This window comes from Nocardioides sp. SR21 (assembly GCF_022761125.1).
In the GTDB taxonomy this organism is placed as follows: Bacteria; Actinomycetota; Actinomycetes; order Propionibacteriales; family Nocardioidaceae; genus Nocardioides.
Map to the genome: position 1 here is coordinate 450,996 of NZ_JAKWJR010000002.1, position 26,432 is coordinate 477,427.

At 70.4% G+C, this 26,432-nt stretch carries 22 protein-coding genes; 12 read left to right on the top strand and 10 right to left on the bottom strand.

What is annotated here, in order from left to right:
- The first annotated feature begins 3 nt into the window (after positions 1-3).
- The 4 genes from MJ604_RS05510 to MJ604_RS05525 all read left to right on the top strand — a co-directional run bounded on the left by MJ604_RS05510 (position 4) and on the right by MJ604_RS05525 (position 3,707).
- The gene (locus MJ604_RS05510; protein ID WP_243057287.1) at positions 4-894 is read left to right on the top strand and encodes a phosphatidate cytidylyltransferase; all 891 of its coding nucleotides are present in this window, start codon (positions 4-6) and stop codon (positions 892-894) included.
- A 45-nt stretch (positions 895-939) separates the two neighbouring features.
- On the top strand, positions 940-1,305 hold the full coding sequence (locus MJ604_RS05515) for a hypothetical protein (RefSeq protein ID WP_243057288.1): 366 nt from the start codon (positions 940-942) through the stop codon (positions 1,303-1,305).
- A gap of 72 nt (positions 1,306-1,377) precedes the next feature.
- Positions 1,378-2,505, top strand: coding sequence for a 23S rRNA (adenine(2503)-C(2))-methyltransferase RlmN (gene rlmN / locus MJ604_RS05520; protein WP_243057289.1), 1,128 nt, complete (start codon positions 1,378-1,380; stop codon positions 2,503-2,505).
- A gap of 68 nt (positions 2,506-2,573) precedes the next feature.
- The gene (locus MJ604_RS05525) at positions 2,574-3,707 is read left to right on the top strand and encodes a glycosyltransferase family 1 protein (RefSeq protein WP_243057290.1); all 1,134 of its coding nucleotides are present in this window, start codon (positions 2,574-2,576) and stop codon (positions 3,705-3,707) included.
- Between the two features lie 2 nt (positions 3,708-3,709).
- Here the strand turns inward: MJ604_RS05525 and MJ604_RS05530 are convergent, their stop codons facing one another.
- The 7 genes from MJ604_RS05530 to MJ604_RS05560 all read right to left on the bottom strand — a co-directional run bounded on the left by MJ604_RS05530 (position 3,710) and on the right by MJ604_RS05560 (position 13,498).
- Positions 3,710-5,374 (bottom strand): TIGR03767 family metallophosphoesterase, encoded by a 1,665-nt coding sequence (locus tag MJ604_RS05530; RefSeq protein ID WP_243057291.1) that lies wholly within the window; start codon positions 5,372-5,374, stop codon positions 3,710-3,712.
- A 26-nt stretch (positions 5,375-5,400) separates the two neighbouring features.
- Positions 5,401-6,483 carry an LOG family protein gene (locus MJ604_RS05535; protein WP_243057292.1) on the bottom strand — a complete coding sequence of 361 codons (1,083 nt, stop codon included), beginning with the start codon at positions 6,481-6,483 and terminating at the stop codon, positions 5,401-5,403.
- 13 nt (positions 6,484-6,496) lie between these two features.
- Positions 6,497-7,351 (bottom strand): serine protein kinase RIO, encoded by an 855-nt coding sequence (locus MJ604_RS05540; RefSeq protein WP_243057293.1) that lies wholly within the window; start codon positions 7,349-7,351, stop codon positions 6,497-6,499.
- 341 nt (positions 7,352-7,692) lie between these two features.
- Positions 7,693-8,934 (bottom strand): YeeE/YedE family protein, encoded by a 1,242-nt coding sequence (locus MJ604_RS05545; RefSeq protein ID WP_243057294.1) that lies wholly within the window; start codon positions 8,932-8,934, stop codon positions 7,693-7,695.
- Positions 8,935-8,952: 18 nt separating this feature from the next.
- Positions 8,953-10,110 carry an ABC transporter substrate-binding protein gene (locus tag MJ604_RS05550; RefSeq protein ID WP_243057295.1) on the bottom strand — a complete coding sequence of 386 codons (1,158 nt, stop codon included), beginning with the start codon at positions 10,108-10,110 and terminating at the stop codon, positions 8,953-8,955.
- 10 nt (positions 10,111-10,120) lie between these two features.
- Positions 10,121-12,055 (bottom strand): hypothetical protein, encoded by a 1,935-nt coding sequence (locus MJ604_RS05555; protein WP_243057296.1) that lies wholly within the window; start codon positions 12,053-12,055, stop codon positions 10,121-10,123.
- 90 nt (positions 12,056-12,145) lie between these two features.
- The gene (locus tag MJ604_RS05560; protein WP_243057297.1) at positions 12,146-13,498 is read right to left on the bottom strand and encodes an MBL fold metallo-hydrolase; all 1,353 of its coding nucleotides are present in this window, start codon (positions 13,496-13,498) and stop codon (positions 12,146-12,148) included.
- An 88-nt stretch (positions 13,499-13,586) separates the two neighbouring features.
- Here MJ604_RS05560 and MJ604_RS24160 point away from each other — a divergent pair, with 88 nt between their 5' ends.
- Both MJ604_RS24160 and MJ604_RS05570 read left to right on the top strand, forming a co-directional pair.
- Positions 13,587-15,014: a M1 family metallopeptidase gene (locus tag MJ604_RS24160; protein ID WP_243057298.1), complete on the top strand. Its 1,428-nt coding sequence runs from the start codon at positions 13,587-13,589 to the stop codon at positions 15,012-15,014.
- A 136-nt stretch (positions 15,015-15,150) separates the two neighbouring features.
- Positions 15,151-15,672, top strand: coding sequence for a hypothetical protein (locus MJ604_RS05570; protein WP_243057299.1), 522 nt, complete (start codon positions 15,151-15,153; stop codon positions 15,670-15,672).
- 2 nt (positions 15,673-15,674) lie between these two features.
- Here the strand turns inward: MJ604_RS05570 and MJ604_RS05575 are convergent, their stop codons facing one another.
- Positions 15,675-17,075 (bottom strand): FAD-binding oxidoreductase, encoded by a 1,401-nt coding sequence (locus tag MJ604_RS05575; protein WP_243057300.1) that lies wholly within the window; start codon positions 17,073-17,075, stop codon positions 15,675-15,677.
- A complete protein-coding gene (locus MJ604_RS05580) occupies positions 17,060-17,533 on the bottom strand; it encodes an Lrp/AsnC family transcriptional regulator (RefSeq protein ID WP_243057301.1) in 474 nt (157 codons plus the stop codon). The genes MJ604_RS05575 and MJ604_RS05580 overlap by 16 nt, the downstream gene beginning before the upstream one ends.
- Before the next feature lie 124 nt (positions 17,534-17,657).
- Here MJ604_RS05580 and MJ604_RS05585 point away from each other — a divergent pair, with 124 nt between their 5' ends.
- The 4 genes from MJ604_RS05585 to MJ604_RS05600 are packed head-to-tail and all read left to right on the top strand — an operon-like array spanning position 17,658 to position 21,652.
- The gene (locus MJ604_RS05585; protein ID WP_243057302.1) at positions 17,658-18,851 is read left to right on the top strand and encodes a PotD/PotF family extracellular solute-binding protein; all 1,194 of its coding nucleotides are present in this window, start codon (positions 17,658-17,660) and stop codon (positions 18,849-18,851) included.
- A complete protein-coding gene (locus MJ604_RS05590; protein ID WP_243057303.1) occupies positions 18,835-20,007 on the top strand; it encodes an ABC transporter ATP-binding protein in 1,173 nt (390 codons plus the stop codon). The genes MJ604_RS05585 and MJ604_RS05590 overlap by 17 nt, the downstream gene beginning before the upstream one ends.
- On the top strand, positions 20,004-20,855 hold the full coding sequence (locus MJ604_RS05595; protein ID WP_243057304.1) for an ABC transporter permease: 852 nt from the start codon (positions 20,004-20,006) through the stop codon (positions 20,853-20,855). The genes MJ604_RS05590 and MJ604_RS05595 overlap by 4 nt, the downstream gene beginning before the upstream one ends.
- Positions 20,855-21,652, top strand: a complete 798-nt coding sequence (locus MJ604_RS05600) for an ABC transporter permease (RefSeq protein ID WP_243057305.1) — start codon at positions 20,855-20,857, stop codon at positions 21,650-21,652. Before MJ604_RS05595 ends, MJ604_RS05600 begins: the two co-directional genes overlap by 1 nt.
- A 725-nt stretch (positions 21,653-22,377) precedes the next feature.
- On the opposite strand, the gene MJ604_RS05605 is transcribed toward MJ604_RS05600, so the two are convergent.
- On the bottom strand, positions 22,378-23,748 hold the full coding sequence (locus MJ604_RS05605) for an aspartate aminotransferase family protein (RefSeq protein WP_243057306.1): 1,371 nt from the start codon (positions 23,746-23,748) through the stop codon (positions 22,378-22,380).
- A gap of 105 nt (positions 23,749-23,853) precedes the next feature.
- On the opposite strand from MJ604_RS05605, the gene speB reads away from it, so the two are divergent.
- Both speB and MJ604_RS05615 read left to right on the top strand, forming a co-directional pair.
- Positions 23,854-24,861: an agmatinase gene (speB, locus tag MJ604_RS05610; protein ID WP_243057307.1), complete on the top strand. Its 1,008-nt coding sequence runs from the start codon at positions 23,854-23,856 to the stop codon at positions 24,859-24,861.
- Positions 24,858-26,429, top strand: a complete 1,572-nt coding sequence (locus tag MJ604_RS05615) for an amidohydrolase (RefSeq protein WP_243057308.1) — start codon at positions 24,858-24,860, stop codon at positions 26,427-26,429. Before speB ends, MJ604_RS05615 begins: the two co-directional genes overlap by 4 nt.
- The last annotated feature ends 3 nt before the right edge of the window (positions 26,430-26,432 follow it).

The following is a 26,432-nucleotide window of genomic DNA, read 5'->3' on the forward strand; positions in this document are numbered from 1 at the left end:
CCGATGAACGGATCTCCTGCGCCGGCGGCCCCCGCGACCCCGCCGAAGAAGGACCACGGCCGCGCCGGCCGCGACCTCCCGGCCGCGATCACCTCGGCGGTCGTGCTGGTCGCCGCGATCGTGCTGTCGCTGGTCTTCTGGAAGACCGCCTTCATGGTGATCGTCGCGATCGCCGTGGTGGTGGCGATCTGGGAGCTCCACCGTGGCTTCTCGGTGAAGGGCATCAACCTGCCGGAGCAGCCGCTGATGGTCGGCGGCGTGGTCATGGTCGTCGTCGCCTACTTCTGGGGCGCGCCCGCCCTGGTCACCGCCACCGCGGTGGCCGCGCTGGTGACGATGCTGTGGCTGCTGCGTCGCGGCATCGACGGCTACGTCATGAACTCCACGGCCGCGGTGTTCAGCCTGATCTACGTCCCGTTCCTCGGCTCGTTCGTGGCGCTGCTGCTCGCCGAGGGCGAGGGTCCCAACGGCGGCGGCCTGAACGACCCCGGCGTGCAGGGCATCATCACGTTCATCGCGATCACGGTCGCCTCCGACACCGGCGGGTACGTCGCCGGCGTGCTGTTCGGCAAGCACCCGATGGCGCCGGTGATCTCGCCCAAGAAGTCCTGGGAGGGCTTCGCCGGCTCAGCGGTGTTCTGCCTGGTCACCGGCTGGGCGCTGGTCGTCTACCTGCTCGACGGCGACTGGTGGGTCGGCCTGCTGCTCGGCGCGATCGCGGTCGTGATGGCCACGCTCGGCGACCTGTGCGAGTCGGTGATGAAGCGCGACCTCGGGATCAAGGACATGAGCAACGTGATCCCCGGCCACGGCGGCCTCATGGACCGCCTCGACTCGCTGCTCGCGACGGTCGCGCCGATCTGGCTCGTGCTGCACTACCTGGTCTTCAGCTGACGCGCCTGTGCGGCGCGGGTGCGCCGGCGTCGTAGCATCGAGTCAATGTCTACCGACCAGCAGCACAACGAGGGCGAGGCGCCCGTCGAGGACACCGAGTCCCAGCCCGACTGGTGGCACCGCGACCACCCGACGTTCACCGCGCTCACGGGGTTCTTCACCGGCCTGGCGTTCGTGATCATCGTCCCCGGCCTGTTCGCCGCGGTGCTCGGCTGGATCTTCGACTACGAGCGCGCCGAGGACCTGTTCCCGCTGGTGCTGCTCACGCTCGCGGTGCCGATCGGCCTGGTGCTCGTGCCGAAGACGCGGCGCTTCGGCCTGTACATGCTCATCGGGCTGGTGACCACGGCGTTGGTGGTGCTCGGTGTCGCCGGGCTCGTGCTCTGGTACATGGTCACCTACCAGAGCTGAGGCCAGAGCTGAGGCCAGAGCTCAGGCCAGAGTTAGGGCCCCCGACCCTCCGGATGGGATGATCGTCGTCTGATGTCCGAGTCTGAGCGCACCAACCTTCCCCTGGTCTTCGACGAGCCGCGCGGCCGCAAGAAGCCGCCGCCGCACCTCGCCGACCTCACCCTCGACGAGCGTGTCGAGAGGCTGAAGGAGCTCGGGCTGCCGGGCTTCCGCGCCAAGCAGCTCTCGAACCACTACTTCGCCCGGCTCGTCGACGACCCGGCCGAGATGACCGACCTGCCCGCGACCCAGCGCGACGAGCTGGTGGCCGGGCTGCTGCCGGACCTGATGACGCCGCTGCGCGTGATGGAGGCCGACCGCGGCACGACCCGCAAGACGCTGTGGAAGCTCTTCGACGGTGCCCTGGTCGAGTCGGTGCTGATGCGCTACCCCGACCGCGCCACGATGTGCGTCTCCAGCCAGGCCGGGTGCGGCATGGCCTGCCCGTTCTGCGCCACCGGCCAGGGCGGCCTCCAGCGCAACATGTCCACTGCCGAGATCGTCGAGCAGGTCGTCGCCGGCGCCCGGGCACTGGCCCGCGGCGAGGTCCCCGGCGGCCCGGCCCGCGTCTCCAACGTGGTGTTCATGGGCATGGGGGAGCCGCTGGCCAACTACAAGGCCGTCATCGGCGCCGTCCGCCGCCTCACCGACCCCGCCCCCGAGGGCCTCGGCATGAGCGCCCGCGGCGTCACCGTCTCGACGGTCGGCCTGGTGCCGCGGATGCTGCAGCTGGCCGACGAGGGCATCCCGGTCACGCTGGCGCTCAGCCTGCACGCGCCCGACGACGAGCTGCGCAACGAGCTGGTGCCGATCAACACCCGCTTCTCGGTCGAGGAGACCGTCGCCGCGGCCTGGAACTACGCGCAGAAGACCAAGCGCCGCGTCTCGATCGAGTACGCCATGATGCGCGGCATCAACGACCAGGCCTGGCGCGCCGACCTGCTCGGCGACGTGCTGCAGTCGTACGGCGACTGGGGCTGGGTGCACGCGAACCTGATCCCGCTCAACCCCACGCCGGGCTCGAAGTGGACCGCCTCCGACCCGGCGGATGAGCGCGAGTTCGTGCGCCGCCTGGAGGCGAAGGGCATCCCGACCACGGTCCGCGACACCCGCGGGCGCGAGATCGACGGCGCCTGCGGGCAGCTGGCGGCGGCCGAGTAGCGAGACGTTCACCCACGCGCCACGTCGATCTCGGGGCGCGTTAGGAGCGACTGTCAACGCTGGAGGCCGTGGACAAGCTCCGGGTGCTGATCGTCTCCGAGTCCTTCCTGCCGCAGGTCAACGGCGTCACGAACTCCGTGCGCCGCGTCCTCGACCACCTCGCCGCCACCGGCCACGACGCCGAGCTGGTCGCCCCGACGGGGCCACCGACGTACGCCGGTTTCCCGGTCACCCGCGCGCGCGGCACCGCGCTGCCGTTCTACCGCGACTTCCGCATCGGCCTGGAGACCCGGGCCCGGCTGCGGTCGGTGATGCTCCGGTTCCGTCCCGACGTCGTGCACGTGGCTTCACCGGCGACCCTCGGGTACCAGGCGGTGCGCGTGGCCGAGGAGCTCGGCATCCCGACGGTCGCGATCTACCAGACCGACCTGGTCGGCTTCGCCGAGCGCTACGGGATCCCCGGGGGCATGCGGGCGATGGCGTCGCTGACCCGCCGCATCCACGCCGGTGTTGACCGCACGCTCGCGCCGTCGTCCGCGAGCCTGCGCCAGCTCGAGGGGCTCGGCGTGCAGCACACGGCACTGTGGCCGCGCGGCGTCGACCTGCAGCAGTTCCACCCGGTACGCCGCAGCGCGGAGCTGCGACGCCAGGTCGTCCCGGACGGGCGGCTGCTGGTCGGGTACGTCGGCCGGCTCGCGCCGGAGAAGGAGCTGGAGCTGCTCACCTGCCTCGCCGACGACCACCGCTACGCGCTGGTGGTCGTCGGCGGGGGCCCGGAGGAGAAGCGGCTGCGCGCGCTGCTCCCCGGCGCCTCGTTCCTCGGCGTCCTGCACGGCGACGAGCTCGGCCGGGCCTACGCCTCGCTCGACGTGTTCGTGCACACGGGACGCCACGAGACCTACTGCCAGTCCGCCCAGGAGGCGCTCGCGTCGGGCGTGCCAGTGGTCGCGCCGCGCTCGGGCGGCCCGGTCGACGTGGTCGCCGACCGCGTGGCCGGCCTGCTGTACGAGCCGGGCTGCCGCGAGCAGCTGACGGCGTACGTCGACCGGCTGGCCACCGACCACCTGTACCGGCGCCGGATGGGGCTGGCGGCCAGGCGCAGCGTCGGCGACCGGTCGTGGTCAGGGGTCAACGACCGGCTCGTCGACCACTACCGCGACGTGATCGGCACCCACTCCTCCTGGCAGCGGCACGCAGCCTGACGTCAGCGCATGAACTTGGGTGCCTTGAGCACCAGCTCGGTGTTCCGCGCGTCCTTCGCACCGCGCCGGTCCTTGCCCTGCTCCTGCCAGTCGTTGGCCGAGAGGTCGCGGCTCAGTGCGGCGAGCTGGACCGGGTCCTCGAGGTCGCCCTCGAAGTCGCCGCCGGAGTGGTCGAGCAGCGTCGTGAAGATCGAGATGGTGCCGTCCTTGTTGTCGGCGACCTCGATCAGCCGGGCCTGCTGCGGCCAGTCGATGTGCGAGGCGGTGTTGATCTCCCAGAACTTCAGCGGCATGCCCTTGAACTGCTGAGGCCAGATCTGGTTGGTGTGCGTGTGGCCGTTGACCCACGCGATCACGTTGTCGAACGGCGCCAGGGCGAACATGATCTCGTCGCGGAGCACGCGCGGCACGTCGTCCACGATGCCGGTCTGGGCGTTCTTCATCGTGCTCAGGGTGTGGTGGCTGGCCAGGATCACGAGCTTCTTCTTGCTCTTCTTGAGCAGCGAGGTCAGCCAGGCGAGCTGGGTCGGGTCGATGGAGCCGTTCTGGTTGCCGTTCGGGTTCACGGTGTCGAGCACGATGAACCGGACGAGGCCCTTGTCGAAGTAGTAGTAGCCGGTGCCCTTGTCCCGGTTGGCCTGCTTGAAGCCGTGGCCGACGGGACCGGCCGCATCGGGGTTGTTGGAGACGAAGTGCTCCTCGATCCACTCCTGCTTGGTGAGCGGGCGGCGCTCCGGGTCCGGGGTCACGGTCCGGTTCACGCCCGGGCTCACCAGCAGCTGGTCGCCGGTCACCTTCGCGGTCCAGTCGTCCTCCCACGCCCAGTTGCCCTGGCGGAGCGAGTCGTGGTTGCCGAACGCGGTGTACCAGGGCATGGCCAGTCCCTCGGCCTCGAACGGCGCGCGGGCGGCGTCGAGCAGGCCGGGGACGGTCGGGAAGCCGAACTTCGAGCGCGGCAGGTCGTCCTCCAGGCCCTCGGGAGTGCCCTCCGGGTGCCAGTAGCGGACGTCGTACGTCGCGACGTCGCCGTCGATGACGCCTTCGTACTTGGTGAGGTCACCGGAGTCCACTCGCACCGAGCCGCCGTCGAGCACGTCGATGTTCCAGCGGATCTCGTTCTTCTGGCCGTTGTCGGAGTTGTCGCCGGTCTGCACGGCGAACGCCAGCGGCTTGCCGGTGACGGGGCCGCGGCGGATCGCGTTGATCTGGCGGACCATCGCGTCCGCGACGTGGGCGCCGAGGATCTCCTGCGGGCGCCACGCCGACTTGTAGAAGCCGGGGTTGGTGTTCGGGACGTCCGGGTCGTCGCCGCGGTCGTAGGCCTCGAGCCGGCCCGGCGACTGCGAGTCGACGATGTGCACGTCGCTGAGCTGGGCGAACGCCAGGATCGGCTTGCGGCGCTTGGCGCGGCCGGCCTTGGGCTTCGCGCCGAGCCTTCGGACGACGTACTTGTCGCCCGGACCGGTGACGACGGACCGCCAGCCGGTGACGGCGTCGGGCTCGCCCTTCAGCAGCACCGACTTCGCGGTGGTGCCGGAGTGGCCGTGGCGCAGCGCGGGGCTGCCGGTGACGGCCTGGGCGGAGAGGCCGCTGCCGAGGCCGCTGAACGCAGCGACGGCACCGACGGCGGCGGAGGAACGGAAGAGGTCACGACGCGAGATCTGCACCGCGTCAATGTAGTCTCACGGATCGGTCATTTCCGCGAAACCACGAGGTTCACGGCGTCCTTTACCGAGTCGACCAGGTGGACGTGCTGCTCCATCGCCCTGCCCCGCGCCAGTCGCTGGAGGAGCGGCCACGCGGGCAGCTCCTCGGTCCAGTACGACGCGCCCACGAGGACCATCGGGGCGATCGAGGACTCGTCGGCGTAGTAGTTCTCGCAGGCGTCCTGGAAGATCTCCTGGACGGTGCCGCCGTGGCCGGGCAGGAACACGATCCCGCCGTCGCAGACCTGCAGCAGGGTCGCCTCGCGGGTGGAGTTGCGGAAGTACTTCGCGATCGCGGTCGCGAACGGGTTCGGCGGCTCGTGGCCGTAGTGCCAGGTCGGGATGCCCAGCGAGTCCGCGCCGCCGGCGAACCGCTCGCGCACGGCCAACGCTGCGCGCACCCACGCGTCGACCGACGGCCGGAAGGTGGGGACGCCGGCGAGCATCGCGATCGCCTCGGGGAGGTCGTCGGGGCGCTGCGCCATCCACGCGCCGAGGTTGGCCGCCTCCATCGCCCCCGGCCCGCCGCCGGTGGCGACCGTGAGGTGCGCGCCCAGGCCGGCGCCGAGCAGGGCGGTGTCGAGGTAGGCGGGGTGTCCGCGGTCGAGGCGGTGCCCGCCCATCACGCCGACCAGGCCGCGGCCGGCGACCCATGACTCGAGCGCGAGGTCGATGGTGTGGTCGTGCAGGGCGCGGCCGAGCGCGGAGCCCGGGTCGCTCGGGCGCTGCGACCAGGCGTAGGCCAGCGCGTCGAGGGAGTCGGCGTACCGCGGAGCGTCGTACAGCTCCTCGGGCGTGTAGAGCGCGCTGCGCGGCTCGACCGGGAGGTCGGACGGCACCTCGAGCACGAGCGCGCCGTGGTCCTGTGCCCGCTCGGCGTCGCCGGTGGCGAACCGGCAGCCGAGGAACGTCGCCCCGGCGACCGACACGTCCGCGAGCGCGTCGTGCCGGTCGGTGAGGTCGACGCCGCGGACCCGCCAGCCCCGGAGGGTGGTGGCTCCCGCGGCCAGCCTCCCGTCGAACTCCGCGAGGGACTCGACATGGACGACACGGCCGCGGGAGCGCTTCACGCCCCGAGACTAGTCAGAAGGCGTGCGCCATCAGGTCGCCGAACAGCTCGTGCTCGTCGACCTCGAGCCCGCGCGCCTTGAACCAGGTGCACACGTTCGTGCAGTCGCGCATCAGGAACTCCAGCGCGTTGGTGTTCCCGGCCAGGTCGACGATCTGCGGCAGGTCGATGATCACCAGCCGCTCGCTGGCGGCGAGCAGGTTGTACGCCGACAGGTCGCCGTGGATGATCCCCGCGCCGACCATGGTCGCGAGCGCCTCGCGGAGCTGGTCGAAGTACGACGCGAGCAGCGCCGGCTCCGGACGGGTCTGGGCGAGCCGTGGTGCGCTCTCGCCCTCGTCGTCGGTGATCCACTCCATGAGGATCTCGGTCCCGTCGACCTGCACGGGGTAGGGGACCGGCAGCCCGAGCTGCCAGCAGCGGTTGAGCGCGGACCACTCCGAGATCGCCCACTCGCTGGTGGCGACGATCTTGCCCCAGGTGCTCTTGGCCTTGAGGGCACGCTCGTCGCGGGACCGCTTGACGCTGCGGCCCTCGGTGTACGCCGCAGCGCGGTGGAAGCTGCGGTGCTCGCTGCTGCGGTAGCGCTTGGCGACCATGACGACCGACTCGCCCAGGGCGTCGCTGCCGGGGACCGCGCGCTCCAGCAGGAACGCATCGGCCTCCTTGCCGGTCTTGAGGATGCCGAGCTCGGTGTCGATCGCGGCCTGGGAGGTCACGACCCAGTCGGGCCGGGGCTCCGGGCCGCGGCTGAGCGGCTCGACGTCGAGCCAGGTGCTCCAGCGCTGACCGTCGCCGAGGTCGTCGTAGGTCTGGAAGTCGAAGACGAAAGCAGGGTTGAGCTCAGAGGTGGTGAAGTCGTGTGACATCGGTGGAGGTGCTCCAAGAAGTGAGAGGGCTGTGGTCTGCGGACAGGCCAACGACAGTCATGGACATGTCACGCTCCTCTCGATCGGGCACCCGGCACTCACCGGACGACGGCAGCAAGTGTGGGGAGTGGTGCGGGGGCGGCGCAAGCCATTTACGCGGTCGTTGCGTCGTCGCGGTTTCACCATGTGATGCAGACGAACCGGCACTTCTCATGGTGTGCACGCCATGTGAAGTGCGGGTTGGCCTGCATCACATGGTGAAACCGCAGCGAACACCAGCCCGCACATGACGATGCCCCGCCCGGGGTGCGCCGGACGGGGCATCGCGTTCAGGGGCGGCTCTAGCAGACGGAGTCCGACGGTTTCGGGTTCCGCAGGCCGAGCAGCGGGCGGAAGGCGAGGCCGACGTACGTCCCGACGATCGCCATCACGCCCCACAGCCAGCCGTGCAGGCTGAAGGAGGCGATGCCGCCGAAGTAGGCGCCGATGTTGCAGCCGAACGCGATCCGCGCGCCGTAGCCCATCAGCAGGCCGCCGATCACCGCGCCGACGCCGAGCCGCAGCGGCACCTTGCGGTGCAGCACGAACGCGCCGGCCGCGGAGGACGCCACCAGGGCGCCGATGATGATGCCGAAGTCCATGACCGAGGTCTTCTCGGCGAGGATGCCGGCGTTGTACTTGGCGAGGTTGGCCGGGTCCTGCCAGAAGCCCCACGACAGCACGTCCACGCCGATCGCGTCGAGGATCTTCGAGCCCCACAGCGAGAACGCGAACGTGACGCCCCAGGCGCCGCCGGAGACGAAGAGCGTCGCGGCGTTGAGCCCGGCGAGCAGCAGCGCGCCGACCCACAGCGGCCACGAGCCGCGGACCGCGCGGTACGGGCCGTGGGCGACCGGCGCCGGCTCGATCTCCGGGACCGCGCGGTTGCGGGCCAGGAGGTACGTCGCCCCGACGATCGCGGCCATCAGCACGAGCGACGCGATCCAGGCGCCGGCGTACCCGCCGAACCAGTCGGTCAGCGAGACCGGCGCGTGGCTGGGCTGCTCCATCCACCAGGGGAACTGGTAGGCGCCGAGCGTCGCGCCGCCGATGAAGCCGGCCAGCGTCAGCAGGATCGCGGTGTGGCCGCTGCCGATGGCGAACAGCGTGCCCGAGGCGCACGAGCCGCCGAGCTGCATCCCGACCCCGAACAGGAACGAGCCGACGAACAGCCCGAACCCGATCGGCGCCAGCGTCGGCATCGTCGGGACGTCGTCGAAGCCGATGCCGTTGGCCAGGATCGGCGCGAACAGGGTGCAGGCCACCGCGAGCATCAGCATGTGCGCGCGCAGCGCCTTGCCCTGGCGTACGGCGACCAGCTGGCGCCACGCGGAGGTGAAGCCGAACCTGCTGTGGAACAGCACGAAGCCGAGCGCCAGGCCGATGCCGAACAGCAGCGCCGGCACCTGGCCGGACTTCGTGAAGATGACGCCGCCGAGCACCAGCGCGGCGACGAGGCCGAGGACGACGACGCCGGCTTGCGGGGGTGGCTCGGTCGGCGCGACCGGGATCGGCCTGCGGGTGGAGCGTTCGGTGGTGGACATGAGGGGTCCTTTCGGAGGTCAGCGCGCGAGCGCGCCGACGGGCGTGACCGTGCCGCCGGGGAACCAGGCGACAGCGGTCTCGTGGTGCCCGCTGCTCGCGGGCATGTAGGCCGCGCGGGACGCGGCGTAGAGAGTCAGCGGGTCGGGCTCGCCACCACGCGCGGCACGCCACGCGAGGTACGCCGACCCGGTCGGTGCCTGGCCGGGGAAGTACTCCGCGAGCACCTGGCTGAACTCCTGCGCCGCGGTGTCGCGGATGTCGAAGTCCAGCGCCAGGACCGCCCCGGCCGTCGAGTCGACGACGCCCGGCGTGAGCAGCCACGGCGCCAGCCAGGTGCCGTCCGAGCGGATCGGCTGCTCCCGCAGGGGACGCCCACTGACCGCGCCGAGATGACGGGCCGCCGTGCCCCAGCCGCTGACGACGACCAGGGCGTTGCGCACGCCCGGTGGGTCGTCTGGGGTCACGACGGCCACGCCGGCCTCGGTGGCCGCGCCGCGCACGAGATCGAGCGCGGCACGGCTGCGCGCGGAGTCGTCGTACTCGACGGCGACCTCCTCGACGCCACGCTCGACGAGCGTGCCGACCATCGCGCGAAGGGCTGCGGCGTCCTGGGCATGCAGCCCGTCGGCCGGGCAGGACGCCGGTGGCGACCCGCCCGCGAGCACCGCTGCGCTCGCCGTGGTCAGGCACTCCGGCCCCTCGGCGCCGGTCCAGCTCGCGGTCTCGGGACGGTCGGTCCCGGTCTCGACCGCGAACGGCAGCCGGTGCTCCTTGCCGTGCGTCACCAGCACGGTGCCGGAGCCGGCGGGCAGGTCGACGACGGCCCAGAGCCCGTCCGTGCCGGGTCGCGGCACGGCTCGGACCAGGTCGTCCTCGTCGGTGCCGACGAGGACCGGGGGACCGGCACCGTGGGCATGGGTGCTGTCGACCCGGACCAGGTTCGGCCCGGGCCGCGCGGGCGCGACGGTGACCGTGAACGTCACGTCGTCGTGCTGCAGCCGCTGCACGCTCGGCACGCCGGGGGTCCGCTCGCCGCCAAGGACCTGCTGACCCTCGGTGCGGGCGGACCACTCGCGTTCCAGGGCGTTGCCGCTGGTGTGCTCGTCCGACCCGGCGGCGACGGCGTACGACGCCGCCCCCACGAGGAGGCCGCCGGCGATGACGGCGGCCCCCACGCGGATGGCGTTACTTGATGTCGGCATCTGCCGTCACGAACAGCATCGAGTGCGGCTTCGCCGGTCCCCAGTCGCCGTGCGGCCAGGACTCCCGGTCGAAGTCGATGCACGACTCGCCGCTGGTCTCGTCGACGAACTCCTCGTCGAGTGCCAGCGTCGCGTCGTCGTTGATGTCGGCGAGGCAGACCCGGTGGTCGCCGTTGAGGCCGGTACGGGCCACGAAGTAGTTGGAGTACGCGATCCGGCGCACGTCCGAGGTCTCGTGGTAGTACCCGTCCTCGACGAGCTCGAGGTTGTCGAGCGTGCCCCAGTGCGGGCCACCGGGCGCGGGCAGGGTGTCGACGATCGCCGGGCAGTCGCTCTCCGCGCCGCCGGCCACGGTCTCCTCGATCGTGTCGATGTTGCAGGAGACGTCGGTGCCGGACGCCAGCAGGTCCTGGATGTCCAGCTTCAGGATGTACGACGGGCTCCCGGCGTCGGTGCCGCTGGGCGTGCGCCCGGCGACCGCGACGTACAGGTGCTTGTCGTCGAGGCTGGTCTGCGTCCAACCGGCGTTCGAGCCGCCGCCGTACGGGTTGCGCGACGGGTCGGCCGCCTTGTTCGAGGTGGTGAGGTCGAAGACCTCGCGCCACTCCGGCTCGTCGGCGGTGATGTCGGGCGAGTAGTAGATCGCACCGCCCTGCATGGTGCTGGCGAACGCGCCCTTGTGCTCGGGCAGGTTGGTGACCGTGGTCTCCATCGCCGCCCGCGGCTCCTCCTGGTGCGGCACCTTGCCGACGCGCGGGCCGTCCGGGAGGAACGACACCGCCTTCAGCTTCGGGTGGTCCAGGTCGGAGATGTCCCAGGTGCGCACCGTGGGCCGGCGCAGGTACGACGAGGGCGCCTGCACCGGGTTGAGGATGATGTTGCGCGGCTCGTTGTAGTCGCTGGTGATCAGCACGTCGAGGTCCTCGCGAGCCTGGATGCCGTGCGGGTTGGCGCACGTCGCGGCCGCGAGCTGCGGGATGTTGTCGCAGCGCTGCTCGTTCTCGGCCGTCTCCGGTGTCGCCGGTGCCTCGAACACGGTCTCGCCGTTCGCGTCGAGCCGGACCAGCTCGCCGGGGGAGCCGGCGAAGCCGTTGCCGATGCGCGTGGTGCCGTCGGAGTACGTGCACGGACCGGGTACGTCGGGTCCGCCCATGTAGGTGCCGAACGCTCCGCCGTCCTTGGTCACCCAGTACGCGTCGGGGACCGAGCCGCAGAGCGTGTCCGTCGGCAGGTTGACGTGCTTGAGCTTGAGCGCGGGCAGCTCGCTGGTGTCGATGACGTACGTGACGTCGGTGAAGAGCCCGCCGGCGAAGATGTTGTTGCCCTTGTGCCAGATGTACTGCATGTGGTGCGGCTCGTTCTCGACCAGCGGCCCGACGGTCGCGGTGTTCACGACCTTGCCGTACGTCGACGACCCCTTCGTGGCGTCGACCACCGCGAAGAAGTCCGGCCCGATCTGGTCGCCCTTGCCGAGCAGGTCGGGCGTGATCACGTCGGGCAGCGACGTGAGCTGCTTGCCGCTGCGGTCGAGGACGTTGTTGTCGCCGGCCCACACGACGAGGTACTCGCGGCGCAGCCCGTCGTCGGGCACGGTGCCACCGCTGTCACCTCCGCCGAGGATCGGGAGCTTCGGGATGACATCGCCGAGGCCGAGGTCCTGCAGGACCGTGGTCGGGACGAGGTCGGTGCGCAGGTTGTTGGTGAGCCAGTAGGACTCGCCGTCACCACCGAGCACCGTGTTCGTGAGGTCGTTGACGACCCCGCTGTTGAAGAAGCCCTGGAGGGCTGCGTTCAGCGCGGCGATCGCCGAGGCGGCGATGTCGACCGGCTGACCGGGATCCTCGGCCGGCTCGTCAGCAGACACTGACGTGGCGCCGAGCATGACGACGAGCACGGCCGCGGTGACGGCTGCGAGCACGCGTCGGACTAGTGGTTGCTTGTGCAAGGTCTTTCCTCCGAGATAGAGGCCCCATGTGGCCTTCCCTTACAAGCGATCACTGCTGGTGGGTCAGGCGGCAACACCTCCCGTGGTGGTCGGGATCGCGAGCTCGGCGACCCGGTCCCATGCGTCGTCGACGTGCACGACGCTGCGTCCCAGCCGGTGGAGCACACTGGCTGCGACGCCGGCCCGGTAGCCCGAGCGGCAGTGGATCCAGAGCTCGCCCGCGGGCAGCTCGTGCCCGCGGACGTCGGCGTCCTGCACGGGCAGGTGCACCGCGCCGGGCAGGTGGCCGGCGTCGTACTCGTCGCGCTGGCGCACGTCGACCACGACCGTGGGTCCGGCCTCGAGGAACTCCTCCCAGGTCGCGCGGCGGTACGTCGCCGGGAGCGGGGTCGACGGCGCCAGCACGTGGGTGCCGGGTCCGTCGATGCCGATCGCGGCCAGGTCGTGCAGGGCGGACTGGATGTCGTCGGGACGGTCGCACAGGAGCACCAGGTCGTCGTCCCACGGCACCAGCCAGCCGACGTACGTCGCGAACTGCTTGCCGTACTCCACGCTCACCGTGCCGGGCAGGTGGCCGGCCGCGAACGACGCGCGGTCGCGCAGGTCGACGACCCACGTCCCCGAGAGCACCGCGTCGGTCACCTCGTCGGCCGTGACCGGGCGTGCCGGCCGGGGGAGTGCCCGACCGGCGCCGGCCAGGTTGAGCGGGGCCATGTGGTCGTAGTACGACGGCACCGGTCCGTAGCCGGCGACGAGGTCGGCGACGAACTGGTCGACCGGGGTGGTCAGCACCGGGTTCGTGGTGAGCTGGGCGCCGATGGTGACCGGACCCTCGGACGGCGCGGTGACGGTCCCGGAGCAGAAGCTGCCGAAGCCGTGGGTCGGGAGCAGCAGGGTCCCGGGGTCGAGGGCGCCGAGCAGCTGCGCGCTGGACCACTGCTGGCGCGCGAGCTCCTCGGTGAGCCGGTCGTCGACGAGGTCGGTGCGCCCGACCGTGTCGTGCAGGAGGCTGCCGCCGCTGAGCAGGGCGGCCGGGCCGGCGGGCTCGTCGTGCTGGCGGACCAGGAACGACTGGTGGTGGCGCGTGTGTCCGGGGGTGGCGAGCACCGCGACCCGCAGGCGGCCGACCGGGATGACGTCGCCGTCGCGCACGCCGACCCGCTCGAACGACACCGGCTCGTCGGCCGAGACCAGGTAGTCGGCGCCCATCCTGCGAGCCAGCCCGAGCGCGCCCGAGACGTAGTCGTTGTGGATGTGGGTGTCCGCGACGGCGGCGATCTCGACGCCGGCGGCGTCGGCGGCCGCCTCGACGAACCCCGTGTCCCGCGGCGGGTCGACCACCAGGGCCTGCTGGCCGTCGTGCACCAGGTGGCACCGGTTGCCGAGCTCGGGGATCTCGAGGGGGACGACCTGCATCTGCCGCTCCTGTTAGTTGTTAAAGTCGACCAAACTAGTACGGTTATATCACGATCGAGTCTCGCTGCAGGTCGGCTAGGTTGCTGGCGTGATCCGTCGCTCCCTGGCTCTCGCCGTCGCCACCGGCCTCATCGCGGCGCCGCTGGTGTCCTCCCAGCCGGCCTCCGGTCGAGCCGAGGATCCGCGCGGCGCCTCGGGGATCGGCGACCCCTACTTCCCGCTCGACGGGAACGGCGGCATCGACGTGCAGTCGTACGACGTCCACGACCGCTACCAGTTCGGCGAGCGCCGCCTCTCGGGCTGGACCCGGATCATGCTGCGGCCCACCGCGGACCTGGCCGGGTTCAACCTCGACCTGCTGCTGCCCGTGCAGTCGGTGCGGATCGACGGCGACGAGGTCGACTTCGAGCACAGCGGACACGAGCTGGAGATCAGCGCCCCCGTCGCCGAGGGCGAGCTCGTCAACGTCGTCGTGAAGTACGCCGGCTTCCCCGGCCGCTACTCGTACGCCGGCGAGAGCAACTGGCTGGCGAACCGCCACGAGGTCGTCGCGATGAACCAGCCGCACATGGCGCCGTGGTGGTTCCCGGCCAATGACCACCCGCTCGACCGGGCGGCCATCAAGATCGCGATCACCGCCCCCAAGGGCAAGCAGGTCATCGCCAACGGCAACCGGGTCGCGCGCACGGTGCACGGCAGGCTGGCCACCACGACCTGGCTCCCGGACGAGCCGATGGTGCCGTACCTCGCGTTCTTCGCGGCGGGCGAGTTCGCCGTCGCCAAGGGCGCCGACCACGGCCACCCGTGGGTCGTCGCCGTCTCCAAGCGGCTGTCGCCGGACCTGCGCGAGCACGGGATGTCGCTGCTGAAGAAGTCCGCGAAGTACACCGCCTGGATCGAGGACGTCCTCGGCGCGGACTACCCGTTCTCCACCACCGGCGGCGTCGCGACCAGCCTCGAGCCCGGGTTCGCGCTGGAGAACCAGACGCGGCCGACGTACTCACCCGGCAGCCTGAACACCTCGACGGTGATCCACGAGCTCGCGCACCAGTGGTTCGGCGACTCCGTCGCCGTCGAGGGCTGGAAGGACATCTGGCTCAACGAGGGCTTCGCGACGTTCTTCGAGATCTACTACGCCGAGGAGGCCGGCAACCTCACCGGCGACCAGTGGCTGCGCGACCAGTACGACGGGCTCCCGGCCAACAGCGACTTCTGGGACCACGAGGTCGCGGACCCCTGCCCGACGTACGAGAACTGCGTGAGCAGCATCTTCGCGTGGTGGGTCTACAACCGCGGCGGCATGGCCCTGCAGGCGCTGCGCAACGTGATCGGCGACGACGACTTCTTCGAGGTCCTGCGCACCTGGGTGACCGACCGCGAGGGTGGCAACGGCACGACGTCGCAGTTCGAGGCGCTGGCCGAGGAGGTCAGCGGACAGGACCTCGACGCGTTCTTCGACGCGTGGCTGCACGACATGCAGAAGCCGGCGGACACCGTCGCGAACGGCCTCGGCTGAGCGAGCTCGGACCGTTTTGAGCCGGGCCGGCCGGGGAAGGTTCCGGCCACGGCCGAACCCCTGTTGGGCCGATCCACCTGGTGCGACGGAGGCTCTGATGCGGCGTGGGATTGCGGTTCTGTTGGTCCTGTCGTCCATGACGGTGGTCACGGCCACCTCGGTCGAGCAGGCCGTCGCCGACGGCCCCGACCTCTGTGTGTACGGGGAGAAGTACAAGAAGAAGGCGACGACGAAGTTCGAACCCGGGCCCGCGGCGTTCACCCTGGCCATCGACAACCGCGGCAATCCTCAGGCCCAGATCGAGACGTGGAACGTAAGCCAGACGCGGACCGTCACGCACGGCCGGAAGAAGACCGGGAGTGTCGCCAGCTCGGTCTCGGCAGGGCTGAAGGGGATCGCCGAGGCCAAGGTCGACGCCACGTTCAGCCGGGAGCGGAGCACGGAGCGCTCGGTCAGCGTGACCGTCACGACGAGCTCGCAGCGGACCTTCCCCGCCGACACGTTCAGCAGCTGGACGAGGGGCATCTACACCGTCACGGCGAAGGCGGTCCACCTGTGCTGGAAGCCGAGCCACCAGAAGTGGGTGACGGTCGGCACCGACGTGCAGAAGTGGCCGGTGATGAACGCCTGGAAGTTCAAGGTCATTCGGCGAGGCTGACCTCAGCCGAGCAGGGGACTGACGAGCTTCGCGGCCAGGCTGGGCAGCCGGGTCAGGCTCTCCTCGGCGTCCGCGATCGTCATCACGCGCAGGCCCGCGTTGATGCCCAGCCAGCGGAACGGCTCCCGCTCCCACGCGGGGGAGCGGTGCCCGACCCATGGCAGCGTTGTGAGCTCCGTGTCGCGGCCGAGGACCAGGTCGCGCAGGGTGCGGCCGGCGAGGTTCGTCGTGCTCACGCCGTCGCCGACGTACCCGCCCGCCCAGCCGAGCCCGGTCGTGCGGTCGAGGCCGACCGACGCGCACCAGTCGCGCGGGATGCCGAGCGCGCCGCCCCAGGCGTGTGAGACGCGGGTGCCCGCGAGCACCGGGAACAGGTCGGTCAGCGTCGCGTACAGCCGGGCGAACACCTTCTCGTCGCGGTCGAACTCCGGCCGGATCCGTGAGCCGAAGTGGTACGGCGCCCCGCGCCCGCCGAAGACCAGGCGGTCGTCGGCGGTGCGCTGGCCGTAGACGATCAGGTGCCGGTGGTCGGTGAACGTCTCACGGCGGGCGAGCCCGATCTCCTCCCACGTCGACGCAGGCAGCGGCTCGGTCGCGATGATCAGCGAGTAGACCGGGACGACGACCCGGGACTGCCCGCTCAGGCTCGGCGTGTAGCCCTCGGTCGCGCGGATCACGGTCGCCGCTCGTACGTCGCCGTTCGCGGTGTGCGCCCGGCCCGGTCGGATCGCGCGCACCGGGCTGCGCTCGTGGATCGTGACGCCGCGCCGCTCCACCACGTCGGCGAGCCCGCGGACCAGTCGCGCCGGGTGGATCGCCGCGCAGTCCGGGGTGTACGTCGCTCCGACGGTCCGGCTGCCGCGCAGCAACGCGGTCGCCTCGGTGCGGTCGAGCAGCCGGACGTCGTCCTCGCCGCGGTCCCACTCGCGGGCGTGCGCGACCTCGGCGCGAGCGCGGCGGAGCTGGGCGCGGCTGCGGGCCAGCGTGATGGTGCCGCCCTTGGCGATGTCGGCGTCGATGCCCTCGGCCGCCGCGACCCGGATGACCTCGTCGACGGTCTCGCGCATCGCCCGGTGCTGGGCGATCGCGCCGTCGCGGTCGGCCATCTCGGCGAGCGTCCCGGCCGAGGCCGGGAACAGCGCCGAGCACCAGCCGCCGTTCCGGCCGGACGCGCCGTACCCGGCGGTCTCGGCCTCGAGCACCACGATCTTCAGGCTCGGGTCGGCCTCGGCGAGGTAGTACGCCGTCCAGAGGCCGGTGAACCCGGCGCCGACGATCGCGACGTCCGCGTCGACGTCGCCGGACAGCGCGGGTCGCGGCGTCCAGCCGGTGTCGACGGTGTCGTGCCAGAGGGAGAGCCGCTCCCAGTGCGGATCGGTCCCGGAGATCAGCGCACTCCCCACGAGTAGGTCTGCTTGCGCAGCCGGAGGTACATGAACGTCTCGGTCGAGGTGACGTTCTCGATCGTGCGGATCTGCCCGGAGATCAGCTCGAGCAGGTGCTCGTCGCTCTCGCACACGACCTCGACGAGCAGGTCGTAGGAGCCGGCGGTGACCACGACGTAGTCGACCTCCTCGAGCTCCGCGATCGCGTCGGCGACCGGCTCGAGCGGGCCGCTCACGCGGACGCCGACCATCGCCTGCCGGGCGAAGCCGAGCTCGAGCGGGTCGGTCACCGCGACGACCTGCATGACGCCGCCCTCGATCAACCGCTGGACCCGTTGGCGGACCGCCGCCTCGGAGAGACCGACCACCTTGCCGATCGCGGCGTACGAACGGCGCCCGTCCTGCTGGAGCTGTTCGATGATCGCCTTGGACACGTCGTCGAGCTGAACGGCGTTGCGCACGGGCTTCCTGACCATGGGAGGCATCGTATACAAGCGATTTCGTTGCGAGAACGTTTCCAATCGACGGGATCGCTTGTTCAGGTCCCCCATGCATGGCACGATCCGAGCAATCGAGCCCGAACGTTCTGAGGGGAGCCGCATGCCGTCGGAGTCATCTGGTCGCCGCGGCGGCGTGTCGCGCCGGACGCTGCTGAAGGGAGGCGGCGTCGTGGCCTTCGGCGGGCTGAGCCTCGCCGCGCTCCAGCTCCCGTTCTTCGAGGTCCAGGGCGCCCAGCAGGATCCGAAGCTCTGCACCGCGCCGGACGTCTCGGCCGAGGAGATGCAGCTGATCATCTCCAACTGGCCGGGCTACATCGACCCGCGCAAGAACCCGAACGGCACCTTCCAGACGTTCCAGACCCAGACCGGGATCACCGTCGCGTACTCCGATGACGTCAACGACAACGCGGAGTTCTACGCGAAGGTCCGCAACCAGCTCGGTGCCTGCGAGCCGATCGACCGCGACATGATCATGCTGACGGACTGGATGGCGGCGCGGATGATCGGCCTGGGCTGGATCCAGCCGCTCGACAAGGCCAACGTCCCGAACCTGCACGCCAACCTGATCGAGCCGCTGCGCGGCCGGCAGTGGGACCTCGACCTGGAGTTCCACGCGCCGTGGCAGAGCGGCCTGACCGGCATCGCCTACAACGCCGGCAAGACCGGCGAGGTGCGCAGCTTCGAGGAGCTGATCACCCGCGAGGACCTCAAGGGCCGGATCACGCTGCTCTCGGAGATGCGCGACACGATGGCCTTCATGCTCCGGATCGTCGGCGCGAACCCGGACAAGTTCACCGATGCCGAGTGGGAGAACGCCATCGACCGGCTCCAGCAGGTCGTCAGTGCCGGTCAGGTACGCGCGTTCACCGGCAACGAGTACATGCAGGACCTGGCGGCCGGCAACATCGTCGCCTGCGAGGCCTGGTCGGGCGACGTGATCCAGCTGCAGCTCGACAACCCGGACATCAAGTTCGTGGTGCCCGAGGAGGGGCTGTCGCTCTGGAGCGACAACATGATCGTCCCGAACCTCGCGACCCACCAGGCGAACGCCGAGCAGTGGATCAACTACTACTACGACCCGGCCGTCGCGGCGAAGCTCGCCGCCTGGGTGAACTACATCTGTCCCGTCGAGGGTGCCCGGGAGGAGATGGAGAAGATCGATCCGTCGCTGGCCGAGAACCCGTTGATCTTCCCCGACGAGGAGATGCTCGCGAGCACGTTCGACTTCATGCCGCTGGACGACCAGCAGCAGGTTCGCTACGAAGGAGACTGGTCCGATGTCACAGGTGGCTGAGACCTCCGGCGCGCCCGCCGCGCCCGCCCCGGACGCGTCGTACGACGGGTTGCGGCTGCGCAACCTGACCAAGTCGTTCGGGGCGTTCACCGCCGTCGACGACCTCGACCTCGACGTGCCGCGAGGATCGTTCTTCGCACTGCTCGGCCCGTCCGGGTGCGGCAAGACCACGACCCTGCGGATGGTGGCCGGGCTCGAGACGCCGACGTCCGGGTCGATCACGCTGGCCGGCCAGGACATCACGTACGCCAAGCCGTACAAGCGGCCCGTCAACACCGTGTTCCAGAGCTACGCGCTGTTCCCGCACCTCGACATCCACGAGAACGTCGCGTTCGGCCTCAAGCGCCGCAAGGCCAAGGAGGTCGACGCGCAGGTCAAGGAGATGCTCGACCTGGTCGAGCTCGGCGTGCAGGCGCGCAAGCGGCCGACCCAGCTCTCCGGTGGTCAGCAGCAGCGCGTCGCGCTGGCCCGGGCGCTGATCAACAAGCCCGAGGTGCTGCTGCTCGACGAGCCGCTCGGCGCGCTCGACCTGAAGCTGCGTCGCTCGATGCAGATCGAGCTCAAGCGCATCCAGGTCGACGTCGGCCTGACCTTCATCCACGTCACCCACGACCAGGAGGAGGCCATGACCATGGCCGACACGGTCGCGGTGATGAACCAGGGCGTCATCGAGCAGATGGGCAGCCCCGCGGACCTGTACGAGAACCCGCGCAGCACGTTCGTCGCGAACTTCCTCGGCCAGTCGAACCTCATCGAGGGCCGGATCACCAACCGCGCCGCGGACCTCGTCACCGTCGACATGCAGGGCATCGGCGTCTCGATCCCGGCCGACCGGGCGCACGCCGACGGCGACATGGGCTGGGTGGGGATCCGGCCGGAGAAGGTGCTGATCGGGGAGCCCGGCGCGACGCTCGACGCACCGGGCAACACCATCCCCGGCGGCGTGATCAGCGACGTCAGCTTCGTCGGCGTCAGCACGCAGTACCTCGTCCGGATGCCCTGGGGCCAGGAGATCCAGGTGTTCGCGCAGAACACCGGACGCACCCGGCTGTTCGCCCAGGGGGAGTCGGTCGAGCTGTCCTGGCGGCCGGAGTACGCGTTCCTCCTCGACCACGCGCAGGACGCCACCGCGGGCGCCCAGAAGGACGACGCGTGACCCGGCGCACGGGTGGCCTCGGCTACCTCCTGCTCGCCCCGGCCGCCCTGTGGCTGGTGCTCTTCTTCGTCGTCCCGTTCTACTCGCTCGTCGCCACCAGCCTGTTCGACCCGGCCGGGTCGGACTTCCGCGGCTACGAGATGACCTACCACTGGCAGAACTACACGGATGCCGTGCAGGAGTACTGGCGGCCGATGCTCCGGTCGCTCTGGTACGGCGCGCTCGCGACGTTCTTCTGCCTGATCCTGGGCTACGTGCTGGCCTACGCGATCGCGTTCAAGGCGGGCCGTTGGAAGAACCTGATGCTGGTGCTGGTCATCGCGCCGTTCTTCACGAGCTTCCTGGTCCGCACGCTGTCGTGGAAGCTGATCCTGGCCGACGACGGCTGGATCGTCGACACGCTCCAGACGCTGCACCTGCTCGGTGAGGACGGGCGCCTGCTCGTGACGCCGTTCGCCGTCGTGATGGGTCTGACCTACAACTTCCTGCCGTTCATGGTGCTGCCGCTCTACGCGAGCATCGACAAGATCGACCACCGCCTGATCGAGGCCGCGGGGGACCTGTACGCCAACCCGGTCGTCGGGTTCTTCAAGGTCACCTGGCCGCTGTCGCTCCCCGGCGTCATCTCGGGGACGCTGCTGACGTTCATCCCCGCGTCCGGTGACTACATCAACGCCCAGCTGCTGGGCGGCCCGAACCAACGGATGGTCGGTGGCGTGATCCAGAGCCTGTTCACCGACGCCAACGACTACCCGACGGCGGCCGCGCTGTCGGTGATCATGATGGTCGGGATCGTGGCGATGGTCTTGGTCTACGTACGACGCGCCGGGACGGAGGAGCTGCTCTGATGCGCTGGATCCGCAACAACCTCGTGCTCCTGCTCGGCATCGCCGTGCTCATCTACACGTTCATCCCGATCGCGATCGTGATCCTGATGAGCTTCAACGACCCGAACAGCCGACTGATCTACAGCTTCGACGGCTTCACGCTGTACAACTGGCAGAACCCGTGCGAGCCCGACGGCATGTGCGGCGCGCTGTGGACCAGCATCAAGGTCGGCTTCCTCGCGACGCTGTTCTCCACGATCCTCGGGACGCTCGCGGCCTTCGCGCTGGTGCGGCACGACTTCCAGGGCCGCTCGTCGTCGAACCTGCTGATCTTCATGCCGATGGCGGCACCCGAGATTGTGATGGGCTCCTCGCTGCTGGCGCTGTTCGTCGCCGCGGGCTTCGCCGGCCAGCTCGGCTTCTGGACGATCCTCATCGCGCACATCATGTTCTGCCTGTCGTTCGTCGTCGTGACCGTCCGGGCCCGCCTGGCCGGCCTCGACGACAACCTCGAGCAGGCGGCGATGGATCTCTACGCGACACCGAGCCAGACGTTCTGGCGGGTCACCTTCCCGCTGGTCTTCCCCGGCATCCTCGGTGCGGCGCTGCTCAGCTTCTCGCTGTCGTTCGACGACTTCATCATCACGAACCTCAACGCCGGCAACACCACGACGTTCCCGATGTTCGTCTGGGGCGCCGCCCAGCGCGGCGTGCCGATGCAGGTCAACGTCGTCGGCACCCTGATGTTCATGATCGCGATCCTCATCGTCGTCGGTGGCGAGGTCACCTCACGCCGCCGCAACGCCAAGCTGGCCTGAGCGCGACTCCTTGCACCTTCGGTGGTCGAGTAGCGAGCGCCAGCGAGCGTATCGAGACCACGGCTCCTTCGACGCTCGCGCGACTCCTCACACCTTCGGTGGTCGAGTAGCGAGCGCCAGCGAGCGTATCGAGACCACGGCTGGGTCGTCGACGCTCGCGCGGCTTCTCGCTCGTTCGGTGGTCGAGTAGCGAGCGCCAGCGAGCGTATCGAGACCACGCTGGGTCGTCGTCGTTCGCGCGGCTTCTCGCTCGTTCGGTGGTCGAGTAGCGAGCGCCAGCGAGCGTATCGAGACCACGCTGGGTCGTCGTCGTTCGCGCGGCTTCTCGCTCGTTCGGTGGTCGAGTAGCGAGCGCCAGCGAGCGTATCGAGACCACGCTGGGTCGTCGTCGTTCGCGCGGCTTCTCGCTCGTTCGGTGGTCGAGTAGCGAGCGCCAGCGAGCGCCAGCGAGCGTATCGAGACCACGGCTGGGTCTCGTCGCTCGCGCGGTTATTCGCACCTTCGGTGGTCGAGTAGCGAGCGTATCGAGACCACGGCCGGGTCTCGATACGCCGGTCGCGAGCTCCTTCGTCGCTCGCGCGGCTACTCGACCTGGCTGCTGGGTCCCCGTCCTCGCCTGCTCGGACGGGGGCAGCTCAGGCTGCTGGGTCCCCGTCCTCGCAAGCTCGGACGGGGGCAGCTCAGGCTGCTGGGTCCCCGTCCTCGCAAGCTCGGACGGGGGCAGCTCAGAGCATCTGGCCGGCCTTCTCCAGGACGGTGCGCAGGATCTGCTCCATCTCGTCGAAGTGCTGCTGGTCGCAGATCAGCGGGGGCGAGAGCTGGATGACCGGGTCGCCGCGGTCGTCGGCGCGGCAGTAGAGGCCCTCGGCGTAGAGCTGCTTGGAGACGAAGCCGAAGAGGATGCGCTCGCACTCCTCGTCGTTGAAGGTCTCGCGGGTGTTCTTGTCCTTCACGAGCTCGATGCCGTAGAAGTACCCGTCGCCGCGGACGTCGCCGACGATCGGCAGGTCACGCAGCTTCTCGAGGGTGGCACGGAAGGCGCCCTCGTTGCCGCGGACGTTCTCGAGGACCTTCTCCTCCTCGAAGATCTCGAGGTTCTTCAGCGCGACCGCGGTCGAGACCGGGTGGCCGCCGAAGGTGTAGCCGTGGGCGAACATCGCGCCGTCCTCGAGGAACGGCTCCATCAGCTTGTCGGAGGCGATCATCGCGCCGAGCGGGGCGTAGCCCGACGTGATGCCCTTGGCGCAGGTGATCATGTCGGGCTGGTAGCCGTAGCGCTCCGCGCCGAACATGTGGCCGAGGCGGCCGAAGGCGCAGATGACCTCGTCGGAGACCAGCAGCACGTCGTACTCGTCGCAGATCTCGCGGACCCGCTGGAAGTATCCGGGCGGCGGCGGGAAGCAGCCGCCGGCGTTCTGCACCGGCTCGAGGAAGACCGCGGCGACGGTGTCGGGGCCCTCGTTCTCGATGGCGACCGCGATCTGGTCGGCGGCCCAGCGGCCGAACGCCTCGGGGTCGTCGCCGTGGATGGGGGCGCGGTAGATGTTGGTGTTCGCGGCCCGGAACGTCGAGGGCACCAGCGGCTCGAACTGCTGCTTGAGCGGCGGGAGGCCAGTGATCGACAGCGCGCCCTGGGTGGTGCCGTGGTAGGCGATCTGGCGGCTGATCACCTTGTGCTTCATGGGCTTGCCGGTGAGCTTGAAGTAGTTCTTGGCGAGCTTCCACGCGGTCTCGACGGACTCGCCGCCGCCGCTGGAGAAGAAGATCCGGTTCAGGTCGCCGGGCGCGTACGACGCGATCTTCTCGGCGAGCTGGATCGCGGACGGGTGCGCGTAGGACCACAGCGGGTGGAACGCGAGCTCCTTCGCCTGGGCGGCGGCCGCCTCGGCGAGCTCGGTGCGCCCGTGCCCGAGCTGCGACACGAACAGCCCGGCGAGGCCGTCGAGGTACCTCTTCCCGGCCGCGTCGTAGATGTAGGCGCCCTCGCCGCGCACGATGATCGGCACGTCCGAGTCGGCGTACGACGAGTGCCGCGTGAAGTGCATCCAGAGGTGGTCCTTGGCGGCGCGCTGGAGGTGGTCGTAGTCCGGGTACATGGCATCCATGGTGCGTGGTCGACCAGCCCCGAAGCAAGTGAATCCGTCGTCGAAGCATGTGATTTGCGCGGATTCCGAAGCAAATCCCCGTGATAGGAATTGCCCATGACCCGCTACGGCCCGCAGTTCGGCCCGGACATCACCTTCCTCGGCGTGGACCGGGTCGACCTCGACGACGCGGCCGCGCTGGCGACCGCGGACGTGGTGGTCGTCGGTGCGCCGTTCGACGGGGGTACGTCGCACCGCCCCGGCACCCGCTTCGGGCCGATGGCGATCCGGCAGACGGACTACCTGCCGCACGACGGCTCGCGCCCGCACCTCGCGCTGCGCGTCGACGCGCTGCAGGACCTGAAGGTCCTCGACGCGGGCGACGTCGAGATGCCGCCCGGCCACATCGAGCGGTCGCTGGGCAACCTCGAGGAGGCGGTGTACGCCGTCGCCAGCGCGGGCGCCGTACCGCTGGTCCTCGGAGGCGACCACTCGATCGCGTTCGCCGACGCGAAGGGGCTCGCCCGCCACGTCGGTTTCGGCAAGGTCTCGATGATCCACTTCGACGCGCACGCCGACACGGGCGACATCGAGTTCGGCTCCCTGTGGGGGCACGGTCAGCCGATGCGCCGGCTGATCGAGTCCGGCGCGCTGCGCGGCGACCGGTTCCTGCAGCTGGGGCTGCGCGGCTACTGGCCCGGCCCCGAGACGCTCGGCTGGATGGCCGAGCAGAACATGCGGTCCTTCGAGATGGCCGAGATCGGCAAGCGCGGCCTGGGCGCGTGCCTCGACGAGGCGTTCGAGATCGCGCTCGACGAGTGCGACGCGGTGTTCCTCTCCGTCGACATCGACGTGTGCGACCCCGGCCACGCGCCCGGCACGGGGACGCCCGAGCCGGGTGGGCTCTCGGCGCGCGAGCTCCTCGACGCTGTACGCCGCATCTGCATGGAGCTGCCGGTGGCGGGGATCGACGTGGTCGAGGTGTCGCCGCCGTACGACCACGCGGAGATCACCGCGTTCCTCGCCAACCGCGTGTGCCTGGAGGCCCTGTCCGGCCTGGCCGTCCGCAAGCACGGCATCAGCCACGACCCGGCCGGCCCGCTGCTGGAAGGCCGGACGCGGTGAGCAGGGTTCTCCGTGCGGCCGCGGCCTTCGACGGCCACCGGCACCTCGGCCCGACCGAGATCACGGTCGAGGACGGCCGGATCACGGCGGTCCGACCGTCGAGCGGTCCCGCCGACGTCGCGTTCGTGTCGCCCGGCTTCACGGACGCCCACGTGCACCCGATCCAGGGCGGGCTCGAGCGGCTGCGCTGCGACCTGTCCGAGGTCGACACCCGGGAGGAGTACCTCGCGCACGTCAAGGCGTACGCCGACGCGCACCCGGACCGCGAGTGGATCCTCGGCGGCGGCTGGGCGATGCCGGCGTTCCCGGGCGGCAACCCGACGGCAGCCGACCTCGACGCCGTGACCGGTGGCCGGCCGGCGTTCCTGCCGAACCGCGACCACCACGGCGCGTGGGTGAACAGCAGGGCGCTGGCGATCGCCGGGATCGACGAGCACACCCCGGACCCGCCCGACGGCCGGATCGAGCGCGACGCGGAGGGCCGCCCGAGCGGCACCCTGCACGAGGGCGCGACCTCGCTGGTCTCGCGCTTCATCCCGCGCACGAAGGGCGACGAGTACTACGCCGCCCTGCTCGCCGGTCAGTCCTACCTGCACTCCGTCGGCGTCACGTCGTGGCAGGACGCGATCGTCGGCGCCTACTCCGGCATGGACGACCCGGCGTCGACGTACACGACCGCGGCGGCGAACGGCGACCTGACGTCGTACGTCGTCGGCGCACTGTGGTGGGAGCGCCGGCTCGGCGTGGAGCAGGTCGCGGACCTGGTCGGGCGGCGCGCGACCATGAGCGGCGGGCGGTTCCAGGCCACCAGCGTCAAGATCATGCAGGACGGCGTGGCCGAGAACGGCACGGCCTCGATGCTGCTGCCGTACCTCGACAAGTGCGGACACCCGACCGACAACTCCGGCCACTCGTTCCTGACCGCCGCGGCGATCCGCGACGCGATCCAGGCACTCGATGCCGCTGACTTCCAGGTCCATGTGCACTGCATCGGGGACCGCGGGACCCGCGAGGCGCTCGACGCGTTCGAGGGGACCGACCCGGCGCTGCGCCACCACATCGCGCACCTGCAGCTGATCCACCCCGACGACGTACGCCGGTTCGCGGATCTCGGGGTCGCGGCCAACATGCAGATGCTGTGGGCCTGCCTCGACGACCAGATGGTCGAGCTGACGATCCCGTTCCTGGGGGAGGAGCGGAGCCGGTGGCAGTACCCGTTCGGCGACCTCCACCGGGCCGGCGCCCGGCTGGTCGGCGGCAGCGACTGGCCGGTCAGCACGCCCGATCCGCTCCAGGCGATCCAGGTCGGCGTGACCCGTCGTGACCCCGAGAGCGACCGCGATGCGTTCCTCCCCGAGCAGGCGCTCGACCTGGAGACCGCCTGGGCGGCGTACACCTCGGGGTCGGCGTGGGCGAACGGCCGGGACGACGCCGGGGTGCTCCGAGAAGGCGCCGTCGCGGACCTGGTCGTGCTCGACCGGGACCCGTTCGACGGGCCGGTGGAGGAGGTCGTCGGGGCGCGGGTGACGTCGTCCTGGATCGAGGGAACCCCCGTCTACGAGGTCTGAATC